Source organism: Oceanospirillum sp. (assembly GCF_982874595.1).
The window spans coordinates 13,786-38,225 of record NZ_CEYNZH010000018.1 but is presented as its reverse complement, the minus strand read 5'-3'; the positions used below and the strand labels follow the sequence as shown (position 1 = coordinate 38,225).

General features: G+C 49.5%; 25 protein-coding genes. 3 read left to right on the top strand and 22 right to left on the bottom strand.

Annotation, left to right across the window (positions count from 1 at the left end; translation table 11 throughout):
• The 8 genes from fabF to AC4GL5_RS09935 all read right to left on the bottom strand — a co-directional run bounded on the left by fabF (position 1) and on the right by AC4GL5_RS09935 (position 5,501).
• Positions 1-1,239 carry a beta-ketoacyl-ACP synthase II gene (fabF, locus tag AC4GL5_RS09970; RefSeq protein WP_490382631.1) on the bottom strand — a complete coding sequence of 413 codons (1,239 nt, stop codon included), beginning with the start codon at positions 1,237-1,239 and terminating at the stop codon, positions 1-3.
• Complete coding sequence (locus AC4GL5_RS09965; RefSeq protein WP_490382630.1) at positions 1,239-1,370, bottom strand: hypothetical protein; 132 nt, start codon at positions 1,368-1,370, stop codon at positions 1,239-1,241. The genes fabF and AC4GL5_RS09965 overlap by 1 nt, the downstream gene beginning before the upstream one ends.
• 21 nt (positions 1,371-1,391) lie before the next feature.
• Positions 1,392-1,625 (bottom strand): acyl carrier protein, encoded by a 234-nt coding sequence (gene acpP, locus AC4GL5_RS09960; RefSeq protein WP_077242679.1) that lies wholly within the window; start codon positions 1,623-1,625, stop codon positions 1,392-1,394.
• 109 nt (positions 1,626-1,734) lie between these two features.
• Entirely contained in the window at positions 1,735-2,478 is a 744-nt protein-coding gene (gene fabG / locus AC4GL5_RS09955; RefSeq protein WP_490382629.1) for a 3-oxoacyl-ACP reductase FabG, read from the bottom strand.
• A gap of 23 nt (positions 2,479-2,501) precedes the next feature.
• Positions 2,502-3,446, bottom strand: coding sequence for an ACP S-malonyltransferase (fabD, locus tag AC4GL5_RS09950; RefSeq protein WP_490382628.1), 945 nt, complete (start codon positions 3,444-3,446; stop codon positions 2,502-2,504).
• A 175-nt stretch (positions 3,447-3,621) separates the two neighbouring features.
• Positions 3,622-4,635 carry a phosphate acyltransferase PlsX gene (gene plsX / locus AC4GL5_RS09945; protein WP_490382627.1) on the bottom strand — a complete coding sequence of 338 codons (1,014 nt, stop codon included), beginning with the start codon at positions 4,633-4,635 and terminating at the stop codon, positions 3,622-3,624.
• 9 nt (positions 4,636-4,644) lie between these two features.
• Complete coding sequence (gene rpmF, locus AC4GL5_RS09940) at positions 4,645-4,824, bottom strand: 50S ribosomal protein L32 (protein ID WP_490382626.1); 180 nt, start codon at positions 4,822-4,824, stop codon at positions 4,645-4,647.
• A gap of 35 nt (positions 4,825-4,859) precedes the next feature.
• Positions 4,860-5,501 carry a YceD family protein gene (locus AC4GL5_RS09935; RefSeq protein WP_490382625.1) on the bottom strand — a complete coding sequence of 214 codons (642 nt, stop codon included), beginning with the start codon at positions 5,499-5,501 and terminating at the stop codon, positions 4,860-4,862.
• An 87-nt stretch (positions 5,502-5,588) separates the two neighbouring features.
• Here AC4GL5_RS09935 and AC4GL5_RS09930 point away from each other — a divergent pair, with 87 nt between their 5' ends.
• Entirely contained in the window at positions 5,589-6,170 is a 582-nt protein-coding gene (locus tag AC4GL5_RS09930; RefSeq protein WP_490382624.1) for a Maf family protein, read from the top strand.
• Positions 6,171-6,241: 71 nt separating this feature from the next.
• Here AC4GL5_RS09930 and AC4GL5_RS09925 read toward each other — a convergent pair whose 3' ends face one another.
• The 3 genes from AC4GL5_RS09925 to AC4GL5_RS09915 form a co-directional block, all read right to left on the bottom strand.
• Positions 6,242-7,285 (bottom strand): S49 family peptidase, encoded by a 1,044-nt coding sequence (locus AC4GL5_RS09925; RefSeq protein WP_490382623.1) that lies wholly within the window; start codon positions 7,283-7,285, stop codon positions 6,242-6,244.
• 52 nt (positions 7,286-7,337) lie between these two features.
• Positions 7,338-7,991: an HAD family hydrolase gene (locus tag AC4GL5_RS09920; protein ID WP_490382622.1), complete on the bottom strand. Its 654-nt coding sequence runs from the start codon at positions 7,989-7,991 to the stop codon at positions 7,338-7,340.
• Between the two features lie 109 nt (positions 7,992-8,100).
• A complete protein-coding gene (locus AC4GL5_RS09915; protein WP_490382621.1) occupies positions 8,101-9,063 on the bottom strand; it encodes an RluA family pseudouridine synthase in 963 nt (320 codons plus the stop codon).
• Between the two features lie 665 nt (positions 9,064-9,728).
• Between AC4GL5_RS09915 and rne the strand changes: the two genes are divergently transcribed.
• On the top strand, positions 9,729-12,884 hold the full coding sequence (rne, locus tag AC4GL5_RS09910) for a ribonuclease E (RefSeq protein ID WP_490382620.1): 3,156 nt from the start codon (positions 9,729-9,731) through the stop codon (positions 12,882-12,884).
• Between the two features lie 94 nt (positions 12,885-12,978).
• On the opposite strand, the gene AC4GL5_RS09905 is transcribed toward rne, so the two are convergent.
• From AC4GL5_RS09905 to AC4GL5_RS09860, 10 genes are all read right to left on the bottom strand, one after another.
• Positions 12,979-13,299, bottom strand: coding sequence for a hypothetical protein (locus AC4GL5_RS09905; RefSeq protein ID WP_490382619.1), 321 nt, complete (start codon positions 13,297-13,299; stop codon positions 12,979-12,981).
• 224 nt (positions 13,300-13,523) lie between these two features.
• Positions 13,524-14,573 carry a UDP-N-acetylmuramate dehydrogenase gene (murB, locus tag AC4GL5_RS09900; RefSeq protein WP_490382618.1) on the bottom strand — a complete coding sequence of 350 codons (1,050 nt, stop codon included), beginning with the start codon at positions 14,571-14,573 and terminating at the stop codon, positions 13,524-13,526.
• A 55-nt stretch (positions 14,574-14,628) separates the two neighbouring features.
• Positions 14,629-15,111, bottom strand: coding sequence for a low molecular weight protein-tyrosine-phosphatase (locus AC4GL5_RS09895; protein WP_490382617.1), 483 nt, complete (start codon positions 15,109-15,111; stop codon positions 14,629-14,631).
• Positions 15,111-15,887 (bottom strand): 3-deoxy-manno-octulosonate cytidylyltransferase, encoded by a 777-nt coding sequence (kdsB, locus tag AC4GL5_RS09890; RefSeq protein ID WP_490382616.1) that lies wholly within the window; start codon positions 15,885-15,887, stop codon positions 15,111-15,113. The genes AC4GL5_RS09895 and kdsB overlap by 1 nt, the downstream gene beginning before the upstream one ends.
• Before the next feature lie 38 nt (positions 15,888-15,925).
• Complete coding sequence (locus tag AC4GL5_RS09885; protein ID WP_490382615.1) at positions 15,926-16,111, bottom strand: Trm112 family protein; 186 nt, start codon at positions 16,109-16,111, stop codon at positions 15,926-15,928.
• The gene (gene lpxK, locus AC4GL5_RS09880; RefSeq protein ID WP_490382614.1) at positions 16,104-17,144 is read right to left on the bottom strand and encodes a tetraacyldisaccharide 4'-kinase; all 1,041 of its coding nucleotides are present in this window, start codon (positions 17,142-17,144) and stop codon (positions 16,104-16,106) included. Before lpxK ends, AC4GL5_RS09885 begins: the two co-directional genes overlap by 8 nt.
• Positions 17,145-17,147: 3 nt before the next feature.
• A complete protein-coding gene (gene msbA, locus AC4GL5_RS09875) occupies positions 17,148-18,911 on the bottom strand; it encodes a lipid A export permease/ATP-binding protein MsbA (RefSeq protein WP_490382613.1) in 1,764 nt (587 codons plus the stop codon).
• A gap of 30 nt (positions 18,912-18,941) precedes the next feature.
• Positions 18,942-19,343, bottom strand: a complete 402-nt coding sequence (locus AC4GL5_RS09870) for an ExbD/TolR family protein (protein WP_490382612.1) — start codon at positions 19,341-19,343, stop codon at positions 18,942-18,944.
• Positions 19,340-20,017, bottom strand: coding sequence for a MotA/TolQ/ExbB proton channel family protein (locus tag AC4GL5_RS09865; RefSeq protein ID WP_490382611.1), 678 nt, complete (start codon positions 20,015-20,017; stop codon positions 19,340-19,342). The genes AC4GL5_RS09870 and AC4GL5_RS09865 overlap by 4 nt, the downstream gene beginning before the upstream one ends.
• Before the next feature lie 158 nt (positions 20,018-20,175).
• The gene (locus tag AC4GL5_RS09860; protein WP_490382610.1) at positions 20,176-22,617 is read right to left on the bottom strand and encodes a DNA internalization-related competence protein ComEC/Rec2; all 2,442 of its coding nucleotides are present in this window, start codon (positions 22,615-22,617) and stop codon (positions 20,176-20,178) included.
• 101 nt (positions 22,618-22,718) lie between these two features.
• On the opposite strand from AC4GL5_RS09860, the gene AC4GL5_RS09855 reads away from it, so the two are divergent.
• A complete protein-coding gene (locus tag AC4GL5_RS09855) occupies positions 22,719-23,279 on the top strand; it encodes a DUF2062 domain-containing protein (RefSeq protein ID WP_490382609.1) in 561 nt (186 codons plus the stop codon).
• 114 nt (positions 23,280-23,393) lie between these two features.
• Here the strand turns inward: AC4GL5_RS09855 and AC4GL5_RS09850 are convergent, their stop codons facing one another.
• Positions 23,394-24,440 carry a phospholipase A gene (locus tag AC4GL5_RS09850; RefSeq protein WP_490382608.1) on the bottom strand — a complete coding sequence of 349 codons (1,047 nt, stop codon included), beginning with the start codon at positions 24,438-24,440 and terminating at the stop codon, positions 23,394-23,396.

Sequence of the window (24,440 nt, the reverse complement as noted above, 5' to 3'; positions counted from 1 at the left end):
TTACACCTTAGAAAACAGTAGAGAACCGTTGGTTCCACCAAAGCCGAAGGAGTTAGACAATGCATGTTCAATCTTCATGTCGCGCGCAGTGTGCGGAACATAATCCAGGTTGCAGCCTTCAGCTGGGTTTTCAAGGTTAATCGTTGGCGGAGCAACCTGATCACGGATAGCCAAAATAGAGAAAACAGCCTCTACAGCACCTGCCGCCCCTAATAAGTGGCCGATCATAGATTTAGTGGAGCTAACCGCAACCTGCTTAGCGGCATCGCCCATCACTTTTTCAACAGCACGACTTTCTGCAACATCACCGGCAGGAGTAGACGTTCCGTGAGCATTGATATAGTCCAGTTGCTCAGGATTCAGTCCCGCATCCTTGATGGCATTCGCCATAGATGTCGCGGCACCACGGCCATCTTCCGGTGGTGACGTCATGTGGTACGCATCATCGCTCATACCAAAGCCCGTCAGCTCAGCATAGATAGTCGCACTACGAGCCTTAGCATGTTCGTACTCTTCCAGAACCAGGACACCAGCACCGTCGGACAGTACGAAACCATCGCGATCCGCATCCCAAGGGCGGCTGGCCGTCTCAGGAGAATCATTACGGGTCGACAGCGCCCGGGCGGCAGCAAAGCCCCCAAGACCCAGCGGCGTAGTCGCCATCTCAGCACCACCGGCAATCATCACATCTGCATCACCATAAGCAATGGTACGCGCTGAGTACCCAATGTTATGAGTACCCGTCGTGCAGGCAGTGGTTATTGCAATATTAGGGCCCTGGAAACCAAAACGAATGGCCAGGTTACCGGAGATCATATTAATAATACTGCCCGGTACAAAGAACGGCGAAATTTTGCGTGGCCCTTTCGCCAGCAGGTTATTGTGATTAGCTTCGATCATTGGCAGACCACCAATACCGGAACCTACCGCAACACCTATTCGGGAAGCATTTTCTTCCGTACATTCCAGACCGGAATCTGCCACGGCCTGGATGGCAGCAGCCATACCGTACTGGATAAAGGTATCCATTTTACGGGCATCTTTTGCAGGCATGTATTCGGAGACATCAAAGCCTTTAACTGAACCACCAAACTGGGTGCTGAAACCCGTTGTATCAAAGTGCTCAATCGGCGCGATACCGCTCTTACCAGCCAGAATACCGTCCCAGCTGTCCTTTACACTATTACCGAGGGGCGTGATCAAACCCAGGCCAGTAACAACGACCCTTCTGCGAGGCATTATGCTTCCTCCAAATACGCTATAAAAACTACCGGTGCATTTAACATATTTTGTTTACAACAAATTGCACCCGGCAATAAAAGAAAAGCCGCTCCTGCTACGCAGAAAGCGGCTTCTTTGTAGTCAGTCATAGACTGATTACTCACCTGATCTTACTGGTGAGAAACTACGTAGTCGATTGCTTCCTGAACGGTAGTAATCTTCTCAGCTTCTTCATCAGGAATCTCAGTTTCAAACTCTTCTTCCAGAGCCATTACCAGCTCAACGGTGTCCAGAGAGTCTGCACCCAGATCGTCAACGAAAGAAGATGCATTGGTGATTTCTTCTTCTTTAACACCCAGCTGCTCACTTACGATCTTTTTTACACGCTCTTCGATAGTGCTCATAACTTAAAATTTCTCCTGTGGGTACAAATATCCGAACAGCAATAAAAGCTGATCGGTATTTTATAGAGGGTTACTGAGTGGCGCAATAGCTACCAGCCAACAACCAGCTTTAGCGCATATTCATGCCGCCATTAACTTGCAGAGTTTCACCAGTGATGTAACTCGCACCTTCACTCGCCAGGAAAGCGACAGCATTAGCAATCTCTTCTGGCTGGCCCAGACGGGCCAGAGGAATCTGTGTCAGCAACATTTTATGCTGCTCTTCAGGCAATGCGTGTGTCATATCCGTTGCAATAAAGCCCGGAGCAACTGCATTAACTGTGATGTTACGGGAAGCCACTTCACGAGCCATTGCACGGGTAAAACCTTCCATACCCGCTTTAGCCGCCGCGTAGTTGCTCTGCCCCATGTTGCCCATGGTAGCAACAACAGAGCTGATATTCACAATACGACCCCAACGCGCTTTCGTCATACCACGCATGGTTGCCTTGGCAACACGGTAAACAGACTTCAGGTTGGTGTCGATAACAGAATCCCACTCATCCTCTTTCATACGCATCAGCAGGTTATCCTGTGTAATGCCCGCGTTATTGATGACGATCAAAGGAGCACCGAATTCTTCAGTAATCGCTTTAACAACAGAGTCAACAGACTCCTGAGAAGTTACATTCAGGACATAACCTTTACCCTGGTAGCCCTGCTCCGCAAGACCTTCAGTAATATTCTGAGCACCGGATTCAGAAGTGGCAGTACCCACAACGATGGCACCCATCTTGCCCAGAGCATATGCAGTTGCACGACCGATACCACGGCTTGCACCTGTTACCAGAGCTACTTTTCCTTCAATACTCATCTGATTCTCCGTAAGAGTAAAACTTAGGCGCCTTTAACCAGCTCAATGGTCGATGTTAATGACTCAGGGTCATTGACCGCCAGAACTTTCAGGCTACGCTGAATCTTCTTATTAAGACCAACCAAAACTTTGCCCGGACCACACTCAACTGTCGTATCAACATCCTGCGCAATCATATGCTCAACACAGGATACCCAGCGAACCGGGCTATACAATTGAGCCAACAGATTTTCACGGATGATATCGACGTCGCCGTGAGGCAGACCATCAACGTTCTGAACAACCGGAATACGCGGCTCTTCGATAGTGATTTTGTCCAGCTCTTCAGCCAGTCGCTCTGCTGCAGGCTTCATCAGCTCACAGTGCGAAGGAACACTAACCGGAAGCGAAACAACACGCTTCGCGCCCAATTCCTGACATTTTGTACCCGCGCGTTCGACCGCTGCAGCACTACCTGCAATCACGACCTGCCCCGGGCAATTGTAGTTAACCGGAGCAACGACATCGCCTTCGGCAGCAGCCTGACAGGCTTCTTCAACTTTGTCATCCGCCAGCCCAAGAATCGCAGCCATCGCACCCGCACCTTCCGGCACAGCTTGCTGCATAAATTCTCCACGCAGCTTAACCAGACGAACCGCGTCAGCAAAACTCATAGCACCCGCACACACCAGGGCACTATACTCACCCAGACTATGGCCGGAAACCATTGCCGGACGAGGGCCTTCCAACTCCTGCCACACACGCCAGATAGCAACACTGGCAGTCAGAATAGCCGGTTGTGTTTTATCGGTTTGGTTTAATGCCTCTGCAGGGCCTTCCTGAACCAGCTGCCAGAGGTCATAACCTAAAATTTGTGAGGCTTCTTCAAATGTTGTGCGAACTACCGCATAACGATCAGCCAGTTCACTCAGCATGCCTACTGCCTGCGAACCCTGTCCAGGAAAAACAAAAGCCAGGGACTGTGTCATAGCAAACCCTTTACACTGTTATTATAAATTAGGTTTCAGCCGTAATGGCTAGGGCTGAACCCCTTATGATCCTTGCAAATTGCCCACAACAATCAGGCCGTGTGAGGCAATAATCTGCCCCCTAGGCCAGATTAGCGCGCGATTATAGCACAGCAAAAAAAAAATCGAGGCCAAATTAAAAAACTGCGCCCGAGTTACCATTTGCGACTTTCTCGCCTACATGCTGACAGAGCCCAGTTTCGACAGCATGAACCGCATGCAGAATCGCACGATAGAAACCTTCCACTTCAGCAGCGCCATGACTCTTTACCACAACACCCTGAAGCCCCAGCAAAACCGCCCCATTATACCGTTCGGGATTCAGAGAGCGTTTAATCCCTTTCAAAACAGGCCTGACGAGAATACTGACAATTCGGGCATACAGCGAACTCTTAAACCCCTGACGAATCTGTTGAAACAGAAAGCGAACCACACCCTCGCTGGTTTTAAGAGCGGTATTTCCGGAAACACCGTCACAAACTATGACATCGACCTGACCGGCAAAGATATCACTTCCTTCGACAAAACCGTCGTAACGGATTGCTTTCGAAGCCGAAAGAATAGCAGCCGCATCACGAACCAGCTCAGTACCTTTCAGCTCTTCTTCTCCGACATTCAGCAAACCCACCGAGGGCGATTCTTTACCCTGCATCACCTCAGCCATAGCACTCCCCATCAGGGCAAACTGATAGAGGTCGTCAGCATCACAACCCAGGTTAGCCCCCAGATCCAGCATCAGACATTCACCGCCATTAACAGGCAGCTGACTACAGATGGCCGGGCGACTGACACCGGGATACATTTTCAGCAGATAACGACTGATGACCGCAAGCGCCCCGGTATTACCCGCACTGACACAGGCAACAGACTCTTTATCAGCAACAGACTGAACAGCGACATGGATAGAAGACCCTTTCTGATGTCGCAGCACATACTTAGGACTATCACCCATAGCAACAGAAATATCAGAATGACGAAGATGAATACGCGAAAGTAGCGGAGATTGCTCAGGAAGCAGGGGTTGGATCTCTTTAAGATCGCCAACCAGAAGAACAGAAAGACGAGGGTCTTTTTTGAGCGCCCGAAGCGCTGCGGGAATGGCAACGCGGGGACCGAAGTCCCCGCCCATCGCATCAATAGCGATTAACACAAGCCGACCTTATTCGTCGCCTTTGTCAACCACTTTGCTGCCACGGTAAAAGCCATCTGCAGTCACGTGGTGACGCAGGTGAACTTCACCGGTAGTTTTATCTTCTGAAAGCGTAGACGCAGACAGCGCATCGTGAGAACGACGCATACCGCGCTTAGAACGGGTTTTACGGTTCTGTTGAACAGCCATGACAACTCACTCCTAAATACAACTAGAGGTTGCAGTTAACGTTTTCCCTTCAGTTGTTCTAAAACACTGAAAGGATTTTCCGGTTTAGTTTCAGGTTGGACTTCTTCTGCTTCACCTGAAACCAGCATTTCACTTGTTACAGAGCAATCACCTTCATCGTGATACGCCGCGATAGGCAGCGTGAGAAGAATTTCATCTTCAATCACAGGCAACAACTCAAGCTTTTCGTCTTCGACGATCAGCGGTTCATACTGTTTCGGCAAGTTAGCCGCAGCCTCATCAGAAGCAGCGATAGCTAACAGAAATTCGCTATCAACCTCATAAGGCATCGCCTGCATACATCGCTGACAGGGGACCTGAAACAGGCCCTTCAGACGGCCACGTATAAAGCGGATTCTCTGAGGGTCAATATCGAACTCAAGACGCACATGACAATGCCCATCGCTATTGACGAGGGCATCAAGCACGCGATGGCATTTTTCAAGAGAGATATCCCCCTCTAAAACACCAGCATCACGAGCTAGTTTGTACGGCTCGATTGTAATGGGAAGTCGGTCACCAAACATAAGCGCGCAATAATAGGGATATGACCCGCAACTGTCAAAGGATTGAAGACAAGAACAGCAAATAATCTCAGAAAAGATCGGATACAATCGACTTTTCAGGGGGTTATCCATCACCCATGCTTATCTGACGCACTAAAATGACATCTCAGCACGCTAGCTGCAGCTGATAAACACCCTAATCAAAAGGATATTATTTACATGCTCTCACTGGTTCTGGCATCCACATCTTCCTACCGCAAACAACTGCTTGAAAAACTGGGCCTTCCTTTTATTCAGAAGGCTCCCAATATTAACGAGTCAGCTCATGCCGAGGAGAGTGCCAGCACACTGGTAGAACGCCTTGCCAGAGAGAAAGCTTTCGCTCTGGCAGAGAACCACCCTAACAGCCTGATCATCGGCAGCGACCAGGTCGCTACGTTTGACGGGCGCATTATCGGCAAACCGCACACTAAAGACAACGCCCAAAGGCAACTTAAAAGTTTCAGTGGGAAAAAAATAACCTTCTATACCGGATTAGCCCTTCACAACACAGCCAGCCAGCAAACCAAAAGTCTTGTTGAATCTTTTGATGTTTATTTTCGCCCCTTGAACGACAAACAGATCAGCCGCTATATCGACAAAGAACAGCCACTGGATTGCGCTGGCAGCTTTAAGTCAGAAGGCCTCGGCATCACTCTTTTTGATCGCCTTGAAGGTCGCGACCCTAACACTCTTGTCGGACTACCGCTAATAGCCCTGTGTGACCTACTGCAAGAATTCGACATGTACCCACTGGACTAAAGCAGTTTCAGGCAAAAAAAGCGGATAGCCCAGCTATCCGCTTTTTCATTTCGAAAATAGTGCCGATGCAATCAGTACAACGCTGGCTCATTCAGCAAGGCTTTTAACTGAACCCCCATCTCACGACTAATCTGCTTCCAGGGAGATGGCTCTGGTGTAAAGTCCATCAGGCGACTCACACCCACCTGCTCTTCTGCCACCTGGCGCACACTGGCAAGGCCGTCGATCAGACCAAGGTCAACTGCCTGCTCACCACTCCATACCAATCCCGAAAAGATCTCAGGATCCTCTACCAGGCGATCACCACGCCCATCTTTCACCGCTTTAATAAACTGCTGATGAGTCTGAGAGAGCACTGACTGCCAGAACTCAGCCTGTTTAGCACTCATCTCAGTAAAGGGATCAAGAAACGCCTTATTATCACCGGAGGTAAACACCCGACGTTCAACGCCGAGCTTCTCAATTAATCCGCCCAGACCAAAGCCAGCAGACACCACACCGATAGATCCCACCAGGCTAGCCCGATTGGCATAGATCTCATCAGCACCGGCAGCGATATAATAAGCACCGGAGGCTCCCATATCACGGATAACAGCAAACACAGGCGTATCCGGATGTTTCGCCCGCAAACGCACCAGCTCGTCGTAAACTTCACCAGAATGCACAGGACTGCCACCAGGACTGTTGATATTCAGGATCAGCGCCCGGGTACCACTATCATTAAAAGCGGCACGAATTCCACGAATCAGAGAGTCGGCATTCGCTTCCTGTTCTTCACCAATCTGACCCAGAACATTAACCACGGCAACGTGTTCACCGGCAAACTCTTCGCCACCCACCTGATTCGATGATTTCCAGACAAATACCAAAGCCACGATGACGATAGCAAAACGAACAAAACGGAAGAAAAGCTTCCAACGGCGCGCCCGGCGCTGCTCTTTCAGCGTTTCCATTAACCACTGCTGCATCATTTTATTTTGCTGAACCACAGGATTTTCCGGTACCACTTTATTACCCTCTGCGCCCGCAGCTGGAGCAGCCTGCCTCTGAACCGCATCAGGTCGCGCCTTTATCTCTTCGCCAGCTTTTGGCTCATTCCAATCAGATTGACTCATTTGCCCCTCCCCTCAAACCTTATAAAGCAATCAATTCTTTTGCCTATCCCTGCTAATCCGCTAGAACCCAGTCAACCAGCTGAATAAAATGATCGGCCACAAAAACGGGGTTATAACTCTGCAAACGATCCGGATGATGCGCACCATAGGTTACGGCAATACGGTCCATACCGGCATTTTTCGCCATCCCCAGATCATATTCGGTATCGCCAACCATTACGGCCTGACGAACATCGAAGCCGGTTACATCCAGCAGTTCATGCAACATTAAAGGATCGGGTTTCGACAGCGTCTCATCCGCACATCGTGTATGTGCAAACAGCTTATCCAGCCCCACTTCCGGCAACACACGATCCAACCCTTTTCGACTCTTACCGGTAGCTACCGCCAACATACATCCAGCTTCTTTTAAACGATGCAGGCCATCCATCACACCATCAAAAAGAGGCATATCAAGACTGGACTGCTCCAGAAAGTGATAGGTATAACCCTGACGAATAACCTCAACACCTTCTTCATCAATTCCGGGGCAAATATGACGAATCGCCTCAGGCAATGCCAAACCGATAATATTACGCACCGCCTCATCGGTCAGCGCTGGCTGCCAACCATAATCATCTGCTGCAGCCTGCATACTGGTAATAATGCGCGCCTCGGAATCCACCAAGGTGCCATCCCAATCAAAAATCACAAATGGATACTTCACAAATCACCCAAACTCAGATTAACAGCACACATAAGTCGCTGGCATTAGAACCTAACATTGCATGCCCATCATCTGTTAACTGTAAATGTTGCCGTTATTACCGAACCGCTTAAAGCTCAGCTAAACGGTCGAGAATATTTCTTAAACTCGCCTCATAAGGCGCCTTAATCTCGACAAAAGTTCCACTGGCCGGATCGGGAAAACCAAGAGATGCCGCATGAAGAAACAAACGCTTAAAGCCAAGACCTTTAAAATGCTGGTGCACTTTTTCATCACCGTACTTCACATCACCGACAAGGCTATGGCCGATCGATTGAGCATGAACACGAATCTGGTGAGTGCGGCCAGTAACCGGCTCAGCCTCAACCAAGGTGCACTGAACCCCTTGGGCGTTCAGGCGTTTCAGTACCCGAAAACGGGTCAGAGAAGCCTTACCCTCCTTCGCGTCGACTTTTACAACACGCTCACGGCCACCAATATCGTGTTTTTTAAGCGGGACATTTATTTCCTCTACCGCTTGCGGCCAGCGCCCCAAAACAAGGGCGTGGTATTTCTTTCGAAAGGCCTTCGCTTTTAACTGCTCTTGCAAAAAATTTAGCGCCTTCCGGTTTTTAGCGATCAATAGGCAGCCGGATGTATCTTTATCCAGACGATGCACCAGCTCGAGATAACTTCCCTCAGGGCGAATCTGCCGCAAACTTTCAATCAGGCCACCCTGAATCCCGGAGCCTGCATGAACAGCCAGCCCCTGAGGCTTATTGATCACCAACCAGTCATCCGTCTCTTTCAGAACAGCCGACTCAAGCGCCTGTGCCAATTCCTTACTGACCGGCATATCTTCCGCTTTCTCAGCAACCCTAACCGGAGGTACTCGCACGAGATCACCCGCCTGCAAACGATAAACCGCTTTCACTCGTTTCTTGTTTACCCGAACTTCGCCCTTTCGGATAATCCGATAGACAAGATTCTTCGGCACCCCCTTCAGAAAAGTGATCAGAAAATTATCGACTCTCTGCCCTTCATTGTGACTATCGATGGTAACAAAACGAACAGAGTGAGCAGCTTCGGCCACATAGCCTCCCGGCAGTTCTTCAACTAAATCAAATTGATGGTTTCAACGATAACTGCTATATTGCAGACCGCCTGAAAAAAGACTAACAACTGACATCTATTTTGTCGCCTGCACACCTGAGCGATGGGGTATGAACTCCCCCGACAGGAAAAACAGCCCGGCATTTTCAGGCAGATATCACCGCTATTCTGCTGCGTAGTACCCGTAACGTGTACGGACTGACAGCAATCAGCGAGATGGTAACAGATTACACATTGAATGTGAGCTGGATGAACAGCTTGCAATTTCCGTTAACAGCACACCCAAACAACCTGAGCAGTGCGAACGGATCAACTTATGTTTCGTGTCCGGTGAGACTTGCGGAACGACTGGATTGTTTAGCGCTGGCCGATTGCCAGCCCCGGTATCATCATTTGTCGTCATCCAGTCCTGTACCAAGCCACCAGTATGTTTTTCACCTTTAACTGCCCTGTTCCGTCGAGCTCAATGCTCACAGGAAACGTAGTCAGAGTTCGGCCTAACGATCAGAAACTGCCCAAATGCAGATCAGATAACCAATAGCCGGTGCGGAAGAGCATTAAGCACGCATAAAAATCTTGATTCCTAGCTCCCGAAGGTTGGTCAGCTTGCTGGCACTGGGTGTCCCAAGGACCCAGAAGACTTCGATGAAAAGAATGTTAATAAACGCAACCCAACCTGAAGAGTTGCGTGTTGCCCTTGTAGATGGCCAAAGACTGTACGATCTGGATATTGAATCCGGCTCCCGTGAGCAGAAAAAAGCCAATATTTACCGTGGCCGTATCACCCGTATCGAGCCCAGTCTTGAAGCTGCTTTCGTTGACTTTGGCGCTGAACGCCATGGTTTCCTGCCGCTGAAAGAGATCTCCAAAGAATACTTCAGCAAAAAACCGTCTGAAATTCAGGGCCGCATCAACATTAAAGATGTCGTTAAGGAAGGCACCGAGGTTATCGTTCAGGTTGATAAAGAAGAACGTGGTAACAAGGGCGCTGCCCTGACGACGTTTGTCAGCCTTGCCGGTCGCTACCTGGTTCTGATGCCAAACAATGCCCGTGCCGGTGGTATATCCCGCCGCATTGAAGGTGATGACCGCACTCAGCTGCGTGATGCCATGAATCAGCTGAAAACCCCTTCCGATATGGGCGTTATCGTTCGTACCGCTGGCGTTGGCCGTAGCGCTGAAGAGCTGCAGGTGGATCTGGATTATCTGTTGCAACTTTGGGATGCGATCAAAAGTGCGGCTATGGAGCGCCCTGCACCTTTCCTGGTTTATCAGGAAAGTAACGTGATCATCCGCGCCATGCGCGACTACCTGCGTCAGGACGTAGGTGAAGTTCTGATCGACAGCCCGGAAGTCTTCCAGGAAGCGATGAACTTTATCCAGCAGGTGATGCCGGGGTTCAGCAACAAGATCAAGCAATACGAAGACCCTGTTCCCCTGTTCAGCCGTTTCCAGATCGAAAGCCAGATCGAAACCGCTTTCCAGCGTGAAGTGAAACTGCCTTCCGGTGGCTCGATCGTCATCGACCACACCGAGGCACTGGTTTCCATCGATATTAACTCCGCCCGTGCAACCCGCGGCAGCGATATCGAAGAAACCGCTCTGAATACCAACCTTGAAGCAGCCGATGAGATTGCACGCCAGCTACGCCTGCGTGATATCGGCGGCCTGATCGTTATCGACTTTATCGACATGACGCCGGTTAAAAACCAGCGTGAAGTTGAAAACCGCATGCGTGATGCTCTGAAAGTGGATCGTGCCCGCGTTCAGATCGGTCGTATCTCCCGCTTCGGTCTGATGGAAATGTCCCGCCAGCGTCTGCGTCCGTCTCTGGGAGAAACCAGCGGCGTCGTATGCCCACGCTGTGAAGGTCAGGGCACCATCCGTGACGTTCAGTCTCTGGCTCTGTCGATCATGCGTCTGATCGAAGAAGAAGCGATGAAAGACCGCACCGCACAGATCCGCGCGATTCTGCCGGTCAGCGTTGCGACCTTCCTGCTGAACGAAAAACGTAAAACTCTGAGCGATATCGAAACCCGTCAGGGTGTTGAGCTCCTGATCGTACCAAACCCGCACATGGAAACACCTCACTACGAAGTGTCCCGTCTGCGTGATGATCAGCTGGAAGGCAATGGCGAAGAGTCCAGCTTTGAGATCAGCATCGAACCTGCTGACAAAGAAGAAGAAACAACGACAGCCAAGCCAGCAGAACGTGTTCAGGCTGCGGTTCGTAGCGTTGTTCCTACGACACCTGCTCCTGCACCTGCGGCTCAGACTGAAAAAACATCTGAGACAGAAGGCTTCTTCAGCAAGCTGATCAAAGGTCTCGGCAAGCTTTTTGCGGATGACAGCTCCGCCAAAAAAGCACCTCAGGAGAACAAAACGGCTCAGGATGATTCTGAGAAAGAAAGCCGTAACAACCGCGATAAGTCCAATCGCAACCGTCGTCGTAATGAGCGCAAACCTCGCCGTGATAATCGTCGTGATAACCGCAACCGTGACGAGCGCAATGGCCGTGATGATCGCAACCGCGATGAGCAGGATGATAAACAGCCGCAAACTGACCGTAAGTCTGACAACAAAAAATCAGATAAACGTAATGAGCGGAACTCGGACAGAAGCAACGACCGTAAGCGCCAAAATCGCGACCAGAAAGCGAAAGACGCTAAAGATCTTGCTGAAAACACCCCGGAAGATATTCAGGAGCAAAAAGCTCAGGCTGAAGCCCGTGAAAACAATCGTCCGAAAAACAAACGCACACGCAATAATCCGCGTCGCCGCCGCCGTAACCGCAACAACGATGGCACCGAGCAATCTGAAAACCCAAATCAGGCTGTAGCGAATAATCCGCAATCTGAAGGCCCGACAGAGACAAAAGCCAAACCTGAGGCAGCTCCACAAGCTAAGTCAGCTAAGCCTGAAGAGAAAAAAGCGCCAGCTGACGATGCACAGAATCAGGATGCCGCTAAAGCGATCTGGGCTAAAGCTGAAGCAACCATCGCTTCTCAGACAGAAGATGAACCCTCCGTTCAGTCTGATACTGAAAGCGCTGTTGAAGCAGCCAAAGCGACGGCGGCACCTGCTGGTGGCACTCAAAGCGCCCCCGTCATTGCAGACAATGCTAATACAACTGAAAATGTCGAGAAAACAGAGGCAACAACAGCTCCTGAACCGACAACAGCTAAGGTTGAAGAAGCGCAAATAACGGCATCCTTGACTGCTGATAGCAAAGCAGAGACTGATACACCTGCTGAAGCAGAAACTCCGGTTGCGTCTCAATCTCAGGAATCCACAGAATCTGTCGTTGAGACGGCATCTGAAAAAACTGAGGTCAAAGAAGAAGACACACCAGAGACTGTTGAAGCTGAACAAGCGAAAGCTCCGGCTGAACAAACGGCAGAGGACGCAGAACCAGTGACTGAGAAACAGGACACTTCTGTGTCATCTGAGCCCTCAGTTGCTGACGTTACTGCAGAAAATGCTACGCCTGAGGTCGATAAGACACCCGTAGTGGGACAAACAGCTGAATCAATAGCTGACGAAACAGCAGAGAAAAAACCATCAGCCCCGGAAGAAACGACTGAAGCGCCAGCAAGCTCTCAACCGAGGAAACGCGTCAGCCGGAAGGTTCGCGCAAAAATGGCCAAAGAGAATGGTGACGTTGAGCTGAAGATTCCAACACTGCAGCCAAACGATGAGGCTATCGCCCTGCCTGAAAAGAAAGAGACCGTTAAGAAGCCTCGTGAGCGTAAAGCACGCTCAGGCCGGGTTGCTAACGATCCTCGTCTTAGCCGGGAATAAATCCCCCTCCCTTAACCAGGGCGGAGTGAATAACCCGAAACCAATAAAAAACCCAGTCTTATGACTGGGTTTTTTTGGCCACAAAAAACTAAGCCTAGGACTTACGCACAGGGTCGACCAAGCCCGCACGACTATTCAGTTGGCAATTCTTTTTCGCCATCCGATCCATAATACGACTGATCCGCTGCATCGACTCCACTACCGCCGTCAAACTATCTAACTGTTGAGAGAGCTGCCCCTGCAGATTATCCAGATGGCGAATCACAGGGCTTTCCTCCACAGACTTTTGTATCGCTTTTCTCCCTTTCTGACCAAGCCATGAAAGCGGTTCCTCCAGAGCTTCTGCAGATTGTGTCTTATTGGGATATTGAGCCTTATTGGAATAAAGTAATTCAGTTTTCGTCCGTGCATTCATAAATCACCTGTTTGTGCTGGGAATCATTGAGGACACAGCAGTATCCATTAACCGCATATAAAGAATGGATTTATAACGTGTCAAAGCAGTGAACAGATACTGACAAAACCGTGAATACTTCAGGTCGTCACAAGCCCGAGAAGAGAGAAGAGAGAAGAGAGAAGAGAGAAGAGAGAAGAGATTTTCAGACATTAAAAAAGCTGCCGAAGCAGCCTTTTGTTATTTCATTCGCCAATCAGTTGCGGCTCCCTTTCCAGTTGAACCTGAAAACGCCGCTTAACCTCGTAGACAATTTCATCAGCCAGTTCAAGTAACTCCCAGGCCTCTCCATTACCATAATGAACCAATACCAGAGCCTGCTTAGGATAAACACCCACAGCTCCCCTTTTGGTCCCTTTAAACCCACACTGCTGAATCAACCAACCCGCTGCTAGCTTAGTTAAACCATCTCCTGCTGGATAACAAGGCATCTCCGGGTAACGTTCTTTCAGTGTTTCAGCTAACTCGGTGGGAACAACAGGGTTCTTAAAAAAGCTCCCCGCATTACCCACTTCAGCCGGATCCGGCAGTTTACTACTGCGAATCGAACAAACCGCTTCGGCAAGGGTACGTGGACTCCGCTCCTTGCCTTCAAGCCGTGCTGCTAAATCGCCATAACCCAGTTTCGGTTCCGCGTGTGTCTGCAGACGAAGAACAAGACCTGTGATGATGGAGTGTTCAGGCATTCCCTGCTGATAAGCATCGGACTTAAAAATACTGTCACGGTATCCAAACTGACACTCGTCTTTAGTCAGAGTGTACACCCGACCGTCACTCACCCGAACCGCTTCAACTGACTCCAGTACATCTGAAAGCTCTGTTCCGTAAGCCCCGATATTTTGTACCGGTGCAGCTCCAACTCGGCCGGGTATCAACGCCAGATTTTCAAGACCAAACAGTCCTTTTTCAGTAGTTTCCATAACCAGGTCGTGCCAAGTGACACCAGCACCTACAGTCAATCGGACACTTCCGTCCTCTTGAGGCTTGTAGTCACGCTGCAGATTATTCATCTGTAATGTTAAACCGGGAATATCGCCGGCAAGGATCAGATTGCTTCCACCACCCAAGGCGAAAACCGGAAGCTTTCGGGCTCTGGCCCAAACCAGAGCCTGCTGACATTCTTCAAGGGACCCAGGCTGGCAAAAGTAAGCCGCATAAGCATGAAAGCCCAGCGTATTAAACGCCTGCAGATCTTTGTGTTCTTCAGGAATGATCAGAGATTGACTTTTAGGCACAAAAAACTCACTTAAGCGGTAGATTTACGGTCATCACAAGTCAGACAAATGAAATTTAGCTGTCATGATGAATAACCAGCTCCACCAATAGATTTTTACCGGCAGCTTCCACGAGATCTAATACCTGCTCAAAACCGTCAGCACCACCATAATAGGGATCAGGTACCTCTTTAATCCCCAGTTGAGGCGCATAGTCCAGAAATAATCCCAACCGGGCGGAAGCATCAGCCGGACGAATTTGCTGAAGATTTTCAAGGTTACTCTGATCCATCGCAAGAATATGATCATATTCATAGAAATCTTCAGCAACAGCCTGACGAGCTCTCAGTTTACTCAGGTCGTACCCTCGACTTGCTGCGACTTCCTGAGTACGGGGATCAGGTGCCTTCCCAATATGCCAGGCGGCTGTGCCTGCTGAGTCGATCTCAATCAGATCCTGAAGGCCTGCGTCTGCCACCAGTTTGCGGAAGACACCGTCGGCGGTTGGTGAGCGGCAGATATTCCCCAAACAAACAAATAACACTTTAATGCGGGACATCAGCGCTCACCCTTCGTTAACTGCTGACGAATATGTACACGGACCCGTTCCAGATCTTCAGCGGTATCCACACCAGCCGGATGGCTCTCATCAGCAACCGCAACATGAATACGCACACCGTTCCAGAGCGCACGCAGCTGCTCCAACTGTTCCGCCTGCTCAATAGGCGCTGGCTGCCAGCTGACAAAGTCATTCAGCATTTTTACCCGATAACCGTAGAGACCGATATGTCGGTAAAGCGGTGATGGCGGCAGCTGATTCAACTCTTCAGTAAAGGCATCCCGCGCCCATGAGATAGTCGCGCGGGAAAAATACAGCGCATATCCTCTGGCATCAGTAACGACCTTAACCACATTCGGGTTATGTAGCGCTGACACATCTTCAATCTGTTCGCACAATGTAGAGATGCCTGCCGAGGGATCTGCCGCCAGATTATGGGCAACCTGATTGATCAGCCGGGGAGGAATAAGCGGCTCATCCCCCTGCACATTAACAATAATATCGTCGGCATAAAAACCCAGCTTCTGCGCGACTTCCTGTAACCGATCCGTGCCTGAGGGATGCTGATCGGATGTCAGGCATACCTCAGCACCAAAGCCTGCAGCCGCATCAGCAATGCTCTGATCATCGGTGGCAATAATAATACGACTGGCTTCACTTTTCTGAGCCTGCTCATACACCCGCTGCAACATAGGCTTGCCCTCAATATCCAAAAGGGGTTTACCCGGTAAACGTGATGATGCAAAACGAGCGGGGATGACAACAGTAAATGGCATGATCCGATCCTTAAAAACAGGGTTAAGCGATGTTCTGCTTACTTTTCCAGGCGCTCATCAGCAGTCAGCGTACGCGCTTCATTTTCCAGCATCACCGGAATGTTATCCCGCACAGGGAAAGCCAGGCCATCCGGCTTGCAGATCAGCTCGTTCTGCTCTTTTTTGTAGATCAGTTGTCCCTGGCAAATAGGGCAAACCAAAAGGGCTAATAATTGCTTATCCATGGTGTTTTCTCTTTAAAACATTGACTAGTTGATGGTGTAAATTTTCAATCAGTTCGGGCTTGATTCTGGCTTCAACATCCAAAGCCCAATGGTTTTCTTCAGCCCAGCTTCGACACTTAACCGCATCTTTCGCTGTCATCAGTACAACCCGACCATCCGGCACCTCATGGTCTTTAAAAATGTGGTGGTCCGGGAACGGATGCCGTTCGATATGGACATCCAGATCTTCAAGAGTCTGGAAAAACCGCTCAGGGTTACCAATACCTGCCATAGCAAAGGCAGGCCGGCGTTCAGAGGTTCGAAAGGGAGGACGACTTGCGGAGAAGGTTTCCCCGGTACGCAGGTTGCGCCAATAACGGGGGGCCAACTTCTTTGGCTGGGCCTGAACCCCTGCAATCTCAACCGGATGTATACTGCCGTTGGCAAAAACCTGAGTCACTTTTTTTAAGCGATCAGCCGGTTCCCTTAAAGGTCCAACAGGAAGACAGTGGCCGTTACCCAGACCTCGGGCAGCATCAATGATCACCCATTCAATATCTCTTGGCAGGCTAAGATGCTGTAAACCATCATCACTGATAATCAGATTACAGGCAGTATGTGCGGGGAAGTTTTTCTGAAAAAAACTTTTGTTCAGCAGCGCAGAAGCTGCACGATACCGGTCCTGATCAATAACAACCGGACATTCTGTCTGTGCCGCCAGCATAACCGGTTCATCACCGACATCCCGGGCATCGCTATCCGCAGTGACCGCAACCGGACCATCGGTTCTTTTTCCGCCATACCCACGACTAATAACCCCCGGGTGCCAACCATGATGCTGTAACACTCGGCAGAGAAGCGAAACCATCGGAGACTTACCAGTACCACCCACTGTGATATTACCAACAACAATGACCGGAACAGGCAAAGGTTTCTGCCGGGACCGTTTCTTTGTCTGATCTTTATGGGCCAGATGTTGATATACGCCTTCAAGTGGCCAAAGCAGCAATGGCCACTTTGCATGGGAATACCAGGCTTTCTCCAGTGCTTTCACGTGTTACGCCTCATCATCCTCACTGAACTGCATAGAATGTAGCTGAGCGTATGCCCCTCCTTTCTCCAACAGTTCTTTGTGGCCACCAGACTCGATAATCTCACCCTGATCCATCACCATAATGATGTCTGCATTTTCAATCGTTGACAGTCGGTGAGCAATCACAAACGTTGTTCGGTTCTTCATGACTTCATCCAACGCCTTCTGAATATACCGCTCAGACTCGGTATCCAGTGCTGAAGTTGCTTCATCCAAAATCAGAATCGGGGCATCTTTCAGAATAGCCCGGGCAATAGCTAAACGCTGACGCTGCCCGCCGGACAACAGAACACCATTATCCCCCACTAAAGTATCCAAACCTTCAGGCAACTCTTCAATAAAGGACATCGCGTAAGCTGATTTAGCCGCCGCTTCGACCTGCTCACGGGTCGCATTAGGCTGCCCATAGGCAATGTTATTTGCCACGGTATCGTTAAACAATGTTACCTGCTGAGTCACCATGGAGATCTGACGACGTAAACTGGCTAGGGTAAACTCAGCGATATCGGTTCCATCAATCCGAATACGACCGGATGCAGGTTCATAGAAGCGGGGAATAAGATTGACCAGTGTTGACTTACCACTACCTGAGCGGCCAACCAGAGCAACCACCTGACCCGCTTTAGCCTGACAGTTGATCCCTTTCAACACCTGTTTTTCAGTATTAGGGTAGTTGAATTTCACATCCTGAATTTCAACATCACCTTTAACGAGATCAACATCTTTCTCGCCATTATCTGGCTCAGGCATTTCATCAAACTGTTCAAAAAGGTCTGAAGCTGCAGCGACCCCTTTTTGAATAATGCTATTAACATTGGTTAACTGTCGTATCGGCTTAGCCATAAGGGAGGCTGCAGTGATGAACGCAATAAACTGACCCGGTGTCATACCACTCATCACTTCCGGTGCCAAAGCCAGCCAAACAAGAATCCCCATGGCAAGCGCAACGATCAGCTGAACCAAGGGAGTACTCAAGGCCTTAGTTACCGCCATTTTCAGAAACTGTTGCCTGCTTTTATCACTGGCAGCAACAAAACGGGTACGTTCATACGCCTCACCACCGAAAGTCCTGACAACCCGAAAGCCACCGATAGATTCAGAGGCCACATGCGTGACATCCCCCATCGATTTCTGAATTCTTTTGCTGATCTTCCGGAAGCGTTTACTGGTATAGCTAACGATAAGGCCAATCAGGGGCGACAACGCAACAAAAATAAGAGTCAGCTTCCAGTTGGTGTAGAACAGGTAGGCCAATAAGCCTATGACAAAAAGCCCCTCACGAATCACCACCGTAATGGCATTGGAAGCCGCCTGAGTAACCTGATCGGCAACAAAAGTGATCTTGGATATAAGGTGGCCAGACGAGTGATTATCAAAGTAGCTCACAGGCAAAACCAAATACTTATCAAACAGCTGACATCGCAGATCGTGAACAATTCCTCTGGAAACAATGGCCATAAAATAGACCCCGAGAAAGGTTCCCAACCCCCGAACTGCAAAGGCTGAAATCATAAGTAAAGGAAAGACAACCCGAAACTGGGCATCCCCTTTCTCAACGGTATCAATTAAGTAACGCATTAACTCAGCAAAAGCGGTACTAGCTGCAGCATAAAGAGCATAGCCAAATACACTAACCATAAATGCCATAGCATAAGGCCTGACATAACCGAGAAGCCTTCGATAGATTTGACTGGCACTTTCCTGAGAAGAACTTTCAATACTTTTCAAAAAAAAGATCCTTAAACTAAACAACCCCAATTAACGTTTAAATCGGGTCTGAAAACTAATCTGTGTTAACCCTGCACCAGCCAGCGCATCCAACACCTGCGTAACCCTACCGTGACGGGCTCTTTCATCAGCAATCAAAACAACACTTCCAGGCGTTTTTTTCTGTTCCAGAAAAACGTTTAATGACGCAGCCAGATCCTCTACCGCCTTGCCGTTCAGGTAAACAGCCCCGCTTTCCGGAACCTCAACTTTAAGGGATACAGGCTGATCTGAACTCTGCCCATTGACCGTTTCGGGTAGCTGTAACTCCAGCTCCGCACTCTGATCAAAGGTCGTCGATACCATAAAGAAGATCAGCAACAGAAACACCACATCGATAAGTGGCGTTAGATTAAGACTGACGGGCTCTGAGCTTCTACGTTGGAATTTCACGCTGAAACAACCTTACTCTTCCGACTTTGTATCGATGGGGCACCATCTCTAATATCAGCATCGGCTTTGGCTCGCTGGCCATACAGCTCATCAACCAGCTTGATCGACTCCTGCTCCAGATGCACCACCATATCCTGCACACGGCGCTCAAAGAAGCGATGAAACAGCACCGCCGGGATCGCAACAGACAACCCCGCAGCCGTTGTCACTAACGCCTGAGAGATACCTCCCGCAAGCGCCGGAGCTTTTCCAGCTCCTTGCTCCATAATGACAGCAAAGACATCAATCATCCCAAGGACCGTGCCTAACAAGCCCAGCAGAGGTGTAATAGCCGCGATAGACCCCAGCAGACTCAAAAAGCGTTCCAATTCATGTACAACCGCTGCCGCTGCCTCTTCGATGGACTCTTTCATCACATCCCGGCTGAACTCCAGATTGCGCAACCCGGCCGCAAACAGAAAACCTAGCGGAGAACCCTGTTCCAGCTCATAAAGCTGAGTCGACGACATAGGCGCAGAAAGAGCCTGCCGAACCACCTGCTGCCTCAGCGCTGACGGAGCGATTCTCTCTCGACGCAGCACCCAGAAACGCTCAAAGATAATGGCAACAGCAGCCACGGATGAGGCCATAATGGGTAGCATAAGCCAGCCACCGGCAGAAAAAATGAAATCCACTTTTTTTCCTTTGCTGAACAAGTGATTGTCGGAATTTTAGTCCGCTAGTTTACACCATTGAGCACCGTGGCTGAATGTAAAAGACGCTATGCCTTCCTGATACACGTGAGGATTGATCCGAGTCACCGATTACCGGCTTGATGCCTTATCCAGCACAACTAATTTAACTTACGCCAGAGCCAACGCTTTGGAACTAACTCTCTTTGACCCTGTATTTCCCAACGACCATCGCCATTCAGATCCCGCAACTTAAGCGCCCCAAGGTCAGCCGTATTATATTCACGATAAAATAAAGGAAAGTGGTCGGGGTTTATGTTTCTTTTTGCATCAGAGTCCTTCCGCCGCAGATAAGCCAGTCGTTGCTGAACTTTTTTTGCCGGATGGCCATAGCTGTTACGATAACCAGCAGAATAGATTACACCTTCAGGTGAAACCGCAGAAAGAAAAGCCAGGCTATTACCGCCGGCACTGCCGTGGTGACTGGCCACTAACCAACGTGCCGAAAGATCCTGTCCAGATGACAATAGCCATCGCTCAGCCACAGAATCGATATCCCCTGTCAAAAGAATACTTTGATCAGGGTATTCCACAGACTGAAGTTTAAGGACACAGGAACGGTCATTATCAGAACGATTCGTCACCCGCAACGGATGCTTCGGCGGATAGAGCACCTCTATTGAAACCTGCCCCCAGCGCCACGTCTGCCCCTGATAGCATGAAAAAACCAACCGATCATCAAGCAAAATCCGTTCAGCCTGCCCCGCCAGAACCCTGTTGCTGAAGGGCAATAATTCTTCCAGTCCTCCGGCATGATCTCGGTCATCATGACTGACAACTAAAAGATCAATCCCTAGCCCCTCAGACCTCAGTCTGGGCGGAAGCACCATAGCAACAGGCGCAAAACCCGAACGAAATACAGGCCCTGTATCATAGACCAACAGCTGATCATCAGCGGCTACAGCCACCGCTAATCCCTGCCCAACATCAAAGACCTCTATTTCAAATCCCTTTGCTGAACTCTTTTCACCTTCATCACCAGGAACCACCAGTGCAGTCAACAAGGCCAGCAAAACTACCGCCCGCCCCGGAATTACCGGTAACGCCCAAACGATCGCAAACAAAACCAGGAGCCCGTATAACCACGGTGAAAAAACAGGCACGCCCCAACCAGAGTTCCCACCAAACTCCAGTACCTGCCAAAAAGCAGGCTCAAGAAACGCCATTAACCAGGTTGCCAGTGAGCTTACGGCCTCAAACGGTGACAGCACCATCACAAGAGCCAGTGGCAGAATCAGAAGAGAAACTAAGGGGATAGCCACTAAATTGATCAGCCCGGAAATCAGATCCGGAGTATTCAGCCAAATATGCTGCAGCGGTAATAAACCAGCCATCAGTACCAGTTGTATTCTGAGAAATAACCCAGCCTGCCGACCTCCGGATACCTGCATCAGTAATAGAGCGACGGCCCAAACACTGTAATAAAATCCGGGACGGAGCAGATAAAGAGGTTGGCTGATCAGTAATAAGATCACCACAAACATTAGAATGCTGAATGGAGATATATGAACACCTCTTGCTCGGATAAAAATAACCAATAGAGCCATCAGCAAAGCACGGGAAATCGCGACTCCAGGTGGCCAGATCAACAACATAGGCAGTAACAGCAAAACAGGGGCAAGCAACAAAACCAAGCGCTGCCAATAACGGTCTAAGGGAACAATTCTTGGCAACAGAGAGACCAGCAACCAGCCTGCGCCTAACAACACCCCCAGATGCAGACCGGAAACGACCACAAGATGCACCGTCCCGGTCTGCTGTAACAGCGACCACTGTTCCGAAGATAAAGAATCGCTTTTGCCGGTAAGAAGCGTTGAAACCAGAGGTAATCCTGGCTGACCCGCCTTCAATCTTAAGGCTGAGCGCCAATCACTTTGCCACTGACGCCATTGCGAAGCAGCACTAAGACGAAGACTCTGAGCATCATTCTTCACATAACCTCTGGCCATTATCCCTTTTGCCAACTGCAACAGCCGGTAACGGCTCTGACCCGGATTCACAAAACCTCTGATCGGATACAAACGAACCGATAACCGCCATCTCTCACCTGGCCTCATGCGCCCCGACAGGTCATTAATGGGCGCTGATTCCTTGCCACCCTGAAGATTGTTATCAGAAAGAGGCTTAAGGTAACGGTTGAGTATCACATCCCCTGAAAAGCGACACCTATCATCGTGAACCTGTTTTTTTGAAGGTGCTTTGAGTGCAACGGGCAACGCCACAATCTGACAGTCATCTACCTGGAATCGGACCTGCTGATGGTTCTCCGATGCCTTAAGAACATCAACGACCTCTCCATCAACCTGCAAGGATTGACCATAAAGATATTCCGGCAGCGAATTCTCAAATAAGACGGCCAGATACAGGTTTGCATACAGATAGGCTAGAATGCCAAGCCCTGTCGCAAAGCATACCCGACAAGAGGTACACTGCCTGAGCAGTGAAACAGTGATCAACCCCAGCAGAAACAGGGCCTCAATGGGCGGCCAGTCGTTATCCGTCAGACCCGCCATAACCCCTAAAATAACAACAAAAAACCACATCGACCTGACCTCCTGTCCGGATGATGTTTTTTTTGACCTTCGTCTCTGGAGTGAAGGTCGAATATGTGGATAATGATCCGCTCTCAGAAGGTGACCCAAACATGCCAAGACGTATCATCAAGAAATACATGCCCGATCCTAAAAAGCTGCAGCAACAGAAGTCTCTGCGCTTTCTTGGCAAACTTCTTGATGACCCCGGTCTCTTGCATCTGACACGACGCTCAGTCGCCAATGCTTTTATGATAGGCATATTCTGTGCCTTTATCCCGGTTCCTTTTCAGATGGTGATGGCCGCAGCCGGAGCGATGCTGCTGCACTGTAACCTGCCAATCTCCCTTGGTTTAGTCTGGATCACAAACCCTGTCACCATGCCCGTCATGTTTTATGGTACCTACTTAGTTGGCGCATGGATTTTAGGGGTAGAAGCTCAACCTATGCCGGATGAACTGACCTTAGAGTGGTTGGGGCAACTGCTGAATGATTCCTGGCAACCCCTCTATCTGGGCTCAGTCGTCGTAGCAGTGATTATGGCCATACTGAGCAATATCGGCATACGCCTGCTCTGGCGCTGGCATGTCAGTAAAAGCTGGAAAAGCCGCAAAAACCGGTTACCGCTACTAAGAAAACCTCAGAATGATTCTGAGAAAGAGAGTGATCAGTAGCCCAATCGTTCAACAGGTACAATCTTGCCTGCCCTTTAATCAAAAAAGAGCCTGATCGGGGGAAACCAATCAGGCTCTTTTTTTGATGACCGGCCACAGAAACAAGCTGAGACATCAAAGAATATCGTTAATAGAAATCCCCAGGGCAACCCGATTGGTATAGGTATCATAGTCTGCCAGGGTATCCCCATAGCCGCTACGCAACAGTATGTATCCCTTATACCTTTCACCCGCCATAGGAAAACTCCAGCTGAACTGGGTGTTCCCCCGGGAAAAATCACTGTCGATATGATTCTTCATACGGAAGGTTAATACATGATTTGATTTGGTATAAGCCATTCCAACTTCGCTGATCCCCACATAGTTTTTAATATCAGGATTATCATCCTCCGAGGCTGGCTCCGGGATACGATACCAACGCTTAACAGCAATCCCCCAGTTACCGGTGGCAAAAAACACCTCAGCAAACAGCCGGTTCCAGCTGCGGGAAAAGTCTCCCCCCTGACCATTGGATTGATGATTAATACCCAGTGTAAAACCTTCTAATTTGAGGTCGCTGAACAGAAGCTTATTCAGGCTCATCCCATAAATAAGTTCTGGCTCATACATGGTTTCCCGAAAGGGTGACGACTTTTCATAAAGCTGCCAATAGGACTGTTGAGTATAGGCGGCTATCAGTGCGTCATCTTTACTGAACAACCCGGTATCCAATGGAAATTTCAGACTGATCTGAAACTGGGCTTCAACAGGGCCATATTCGGTATCCCGAAACGTAGCGGATTCCTGATAACCACTGTAATAACTGACCGGCAAAAAGTAGTTAGCTTTATAGGGTAAAAAAACCAAAGGATTATCAGCCAGCTTCATCTCACGCTCGGCTCGTTTGCGCATTGCAGAAGGCGGATTAAACAGCTCGACAGCGGTATTCTCCATTTTCTCAGCCATCAGCAGGCGCTCCTGTTCCCGGGATAATCCTTCAGACACGCCCAAAGGTTTCATCGCAGCCGGATCGGAATCATCGCTAAGACCTTCAAGCTTTACATCCGTTACAGCACGGGCAAGCTTCTCATCAGTGACAACGTCCGTTTCCGCCATAACAATGGCAGATAAAGACAAAGCCAATAAGCCCAAGATGGGCTTCAGGCATTTTATTTCCACCAT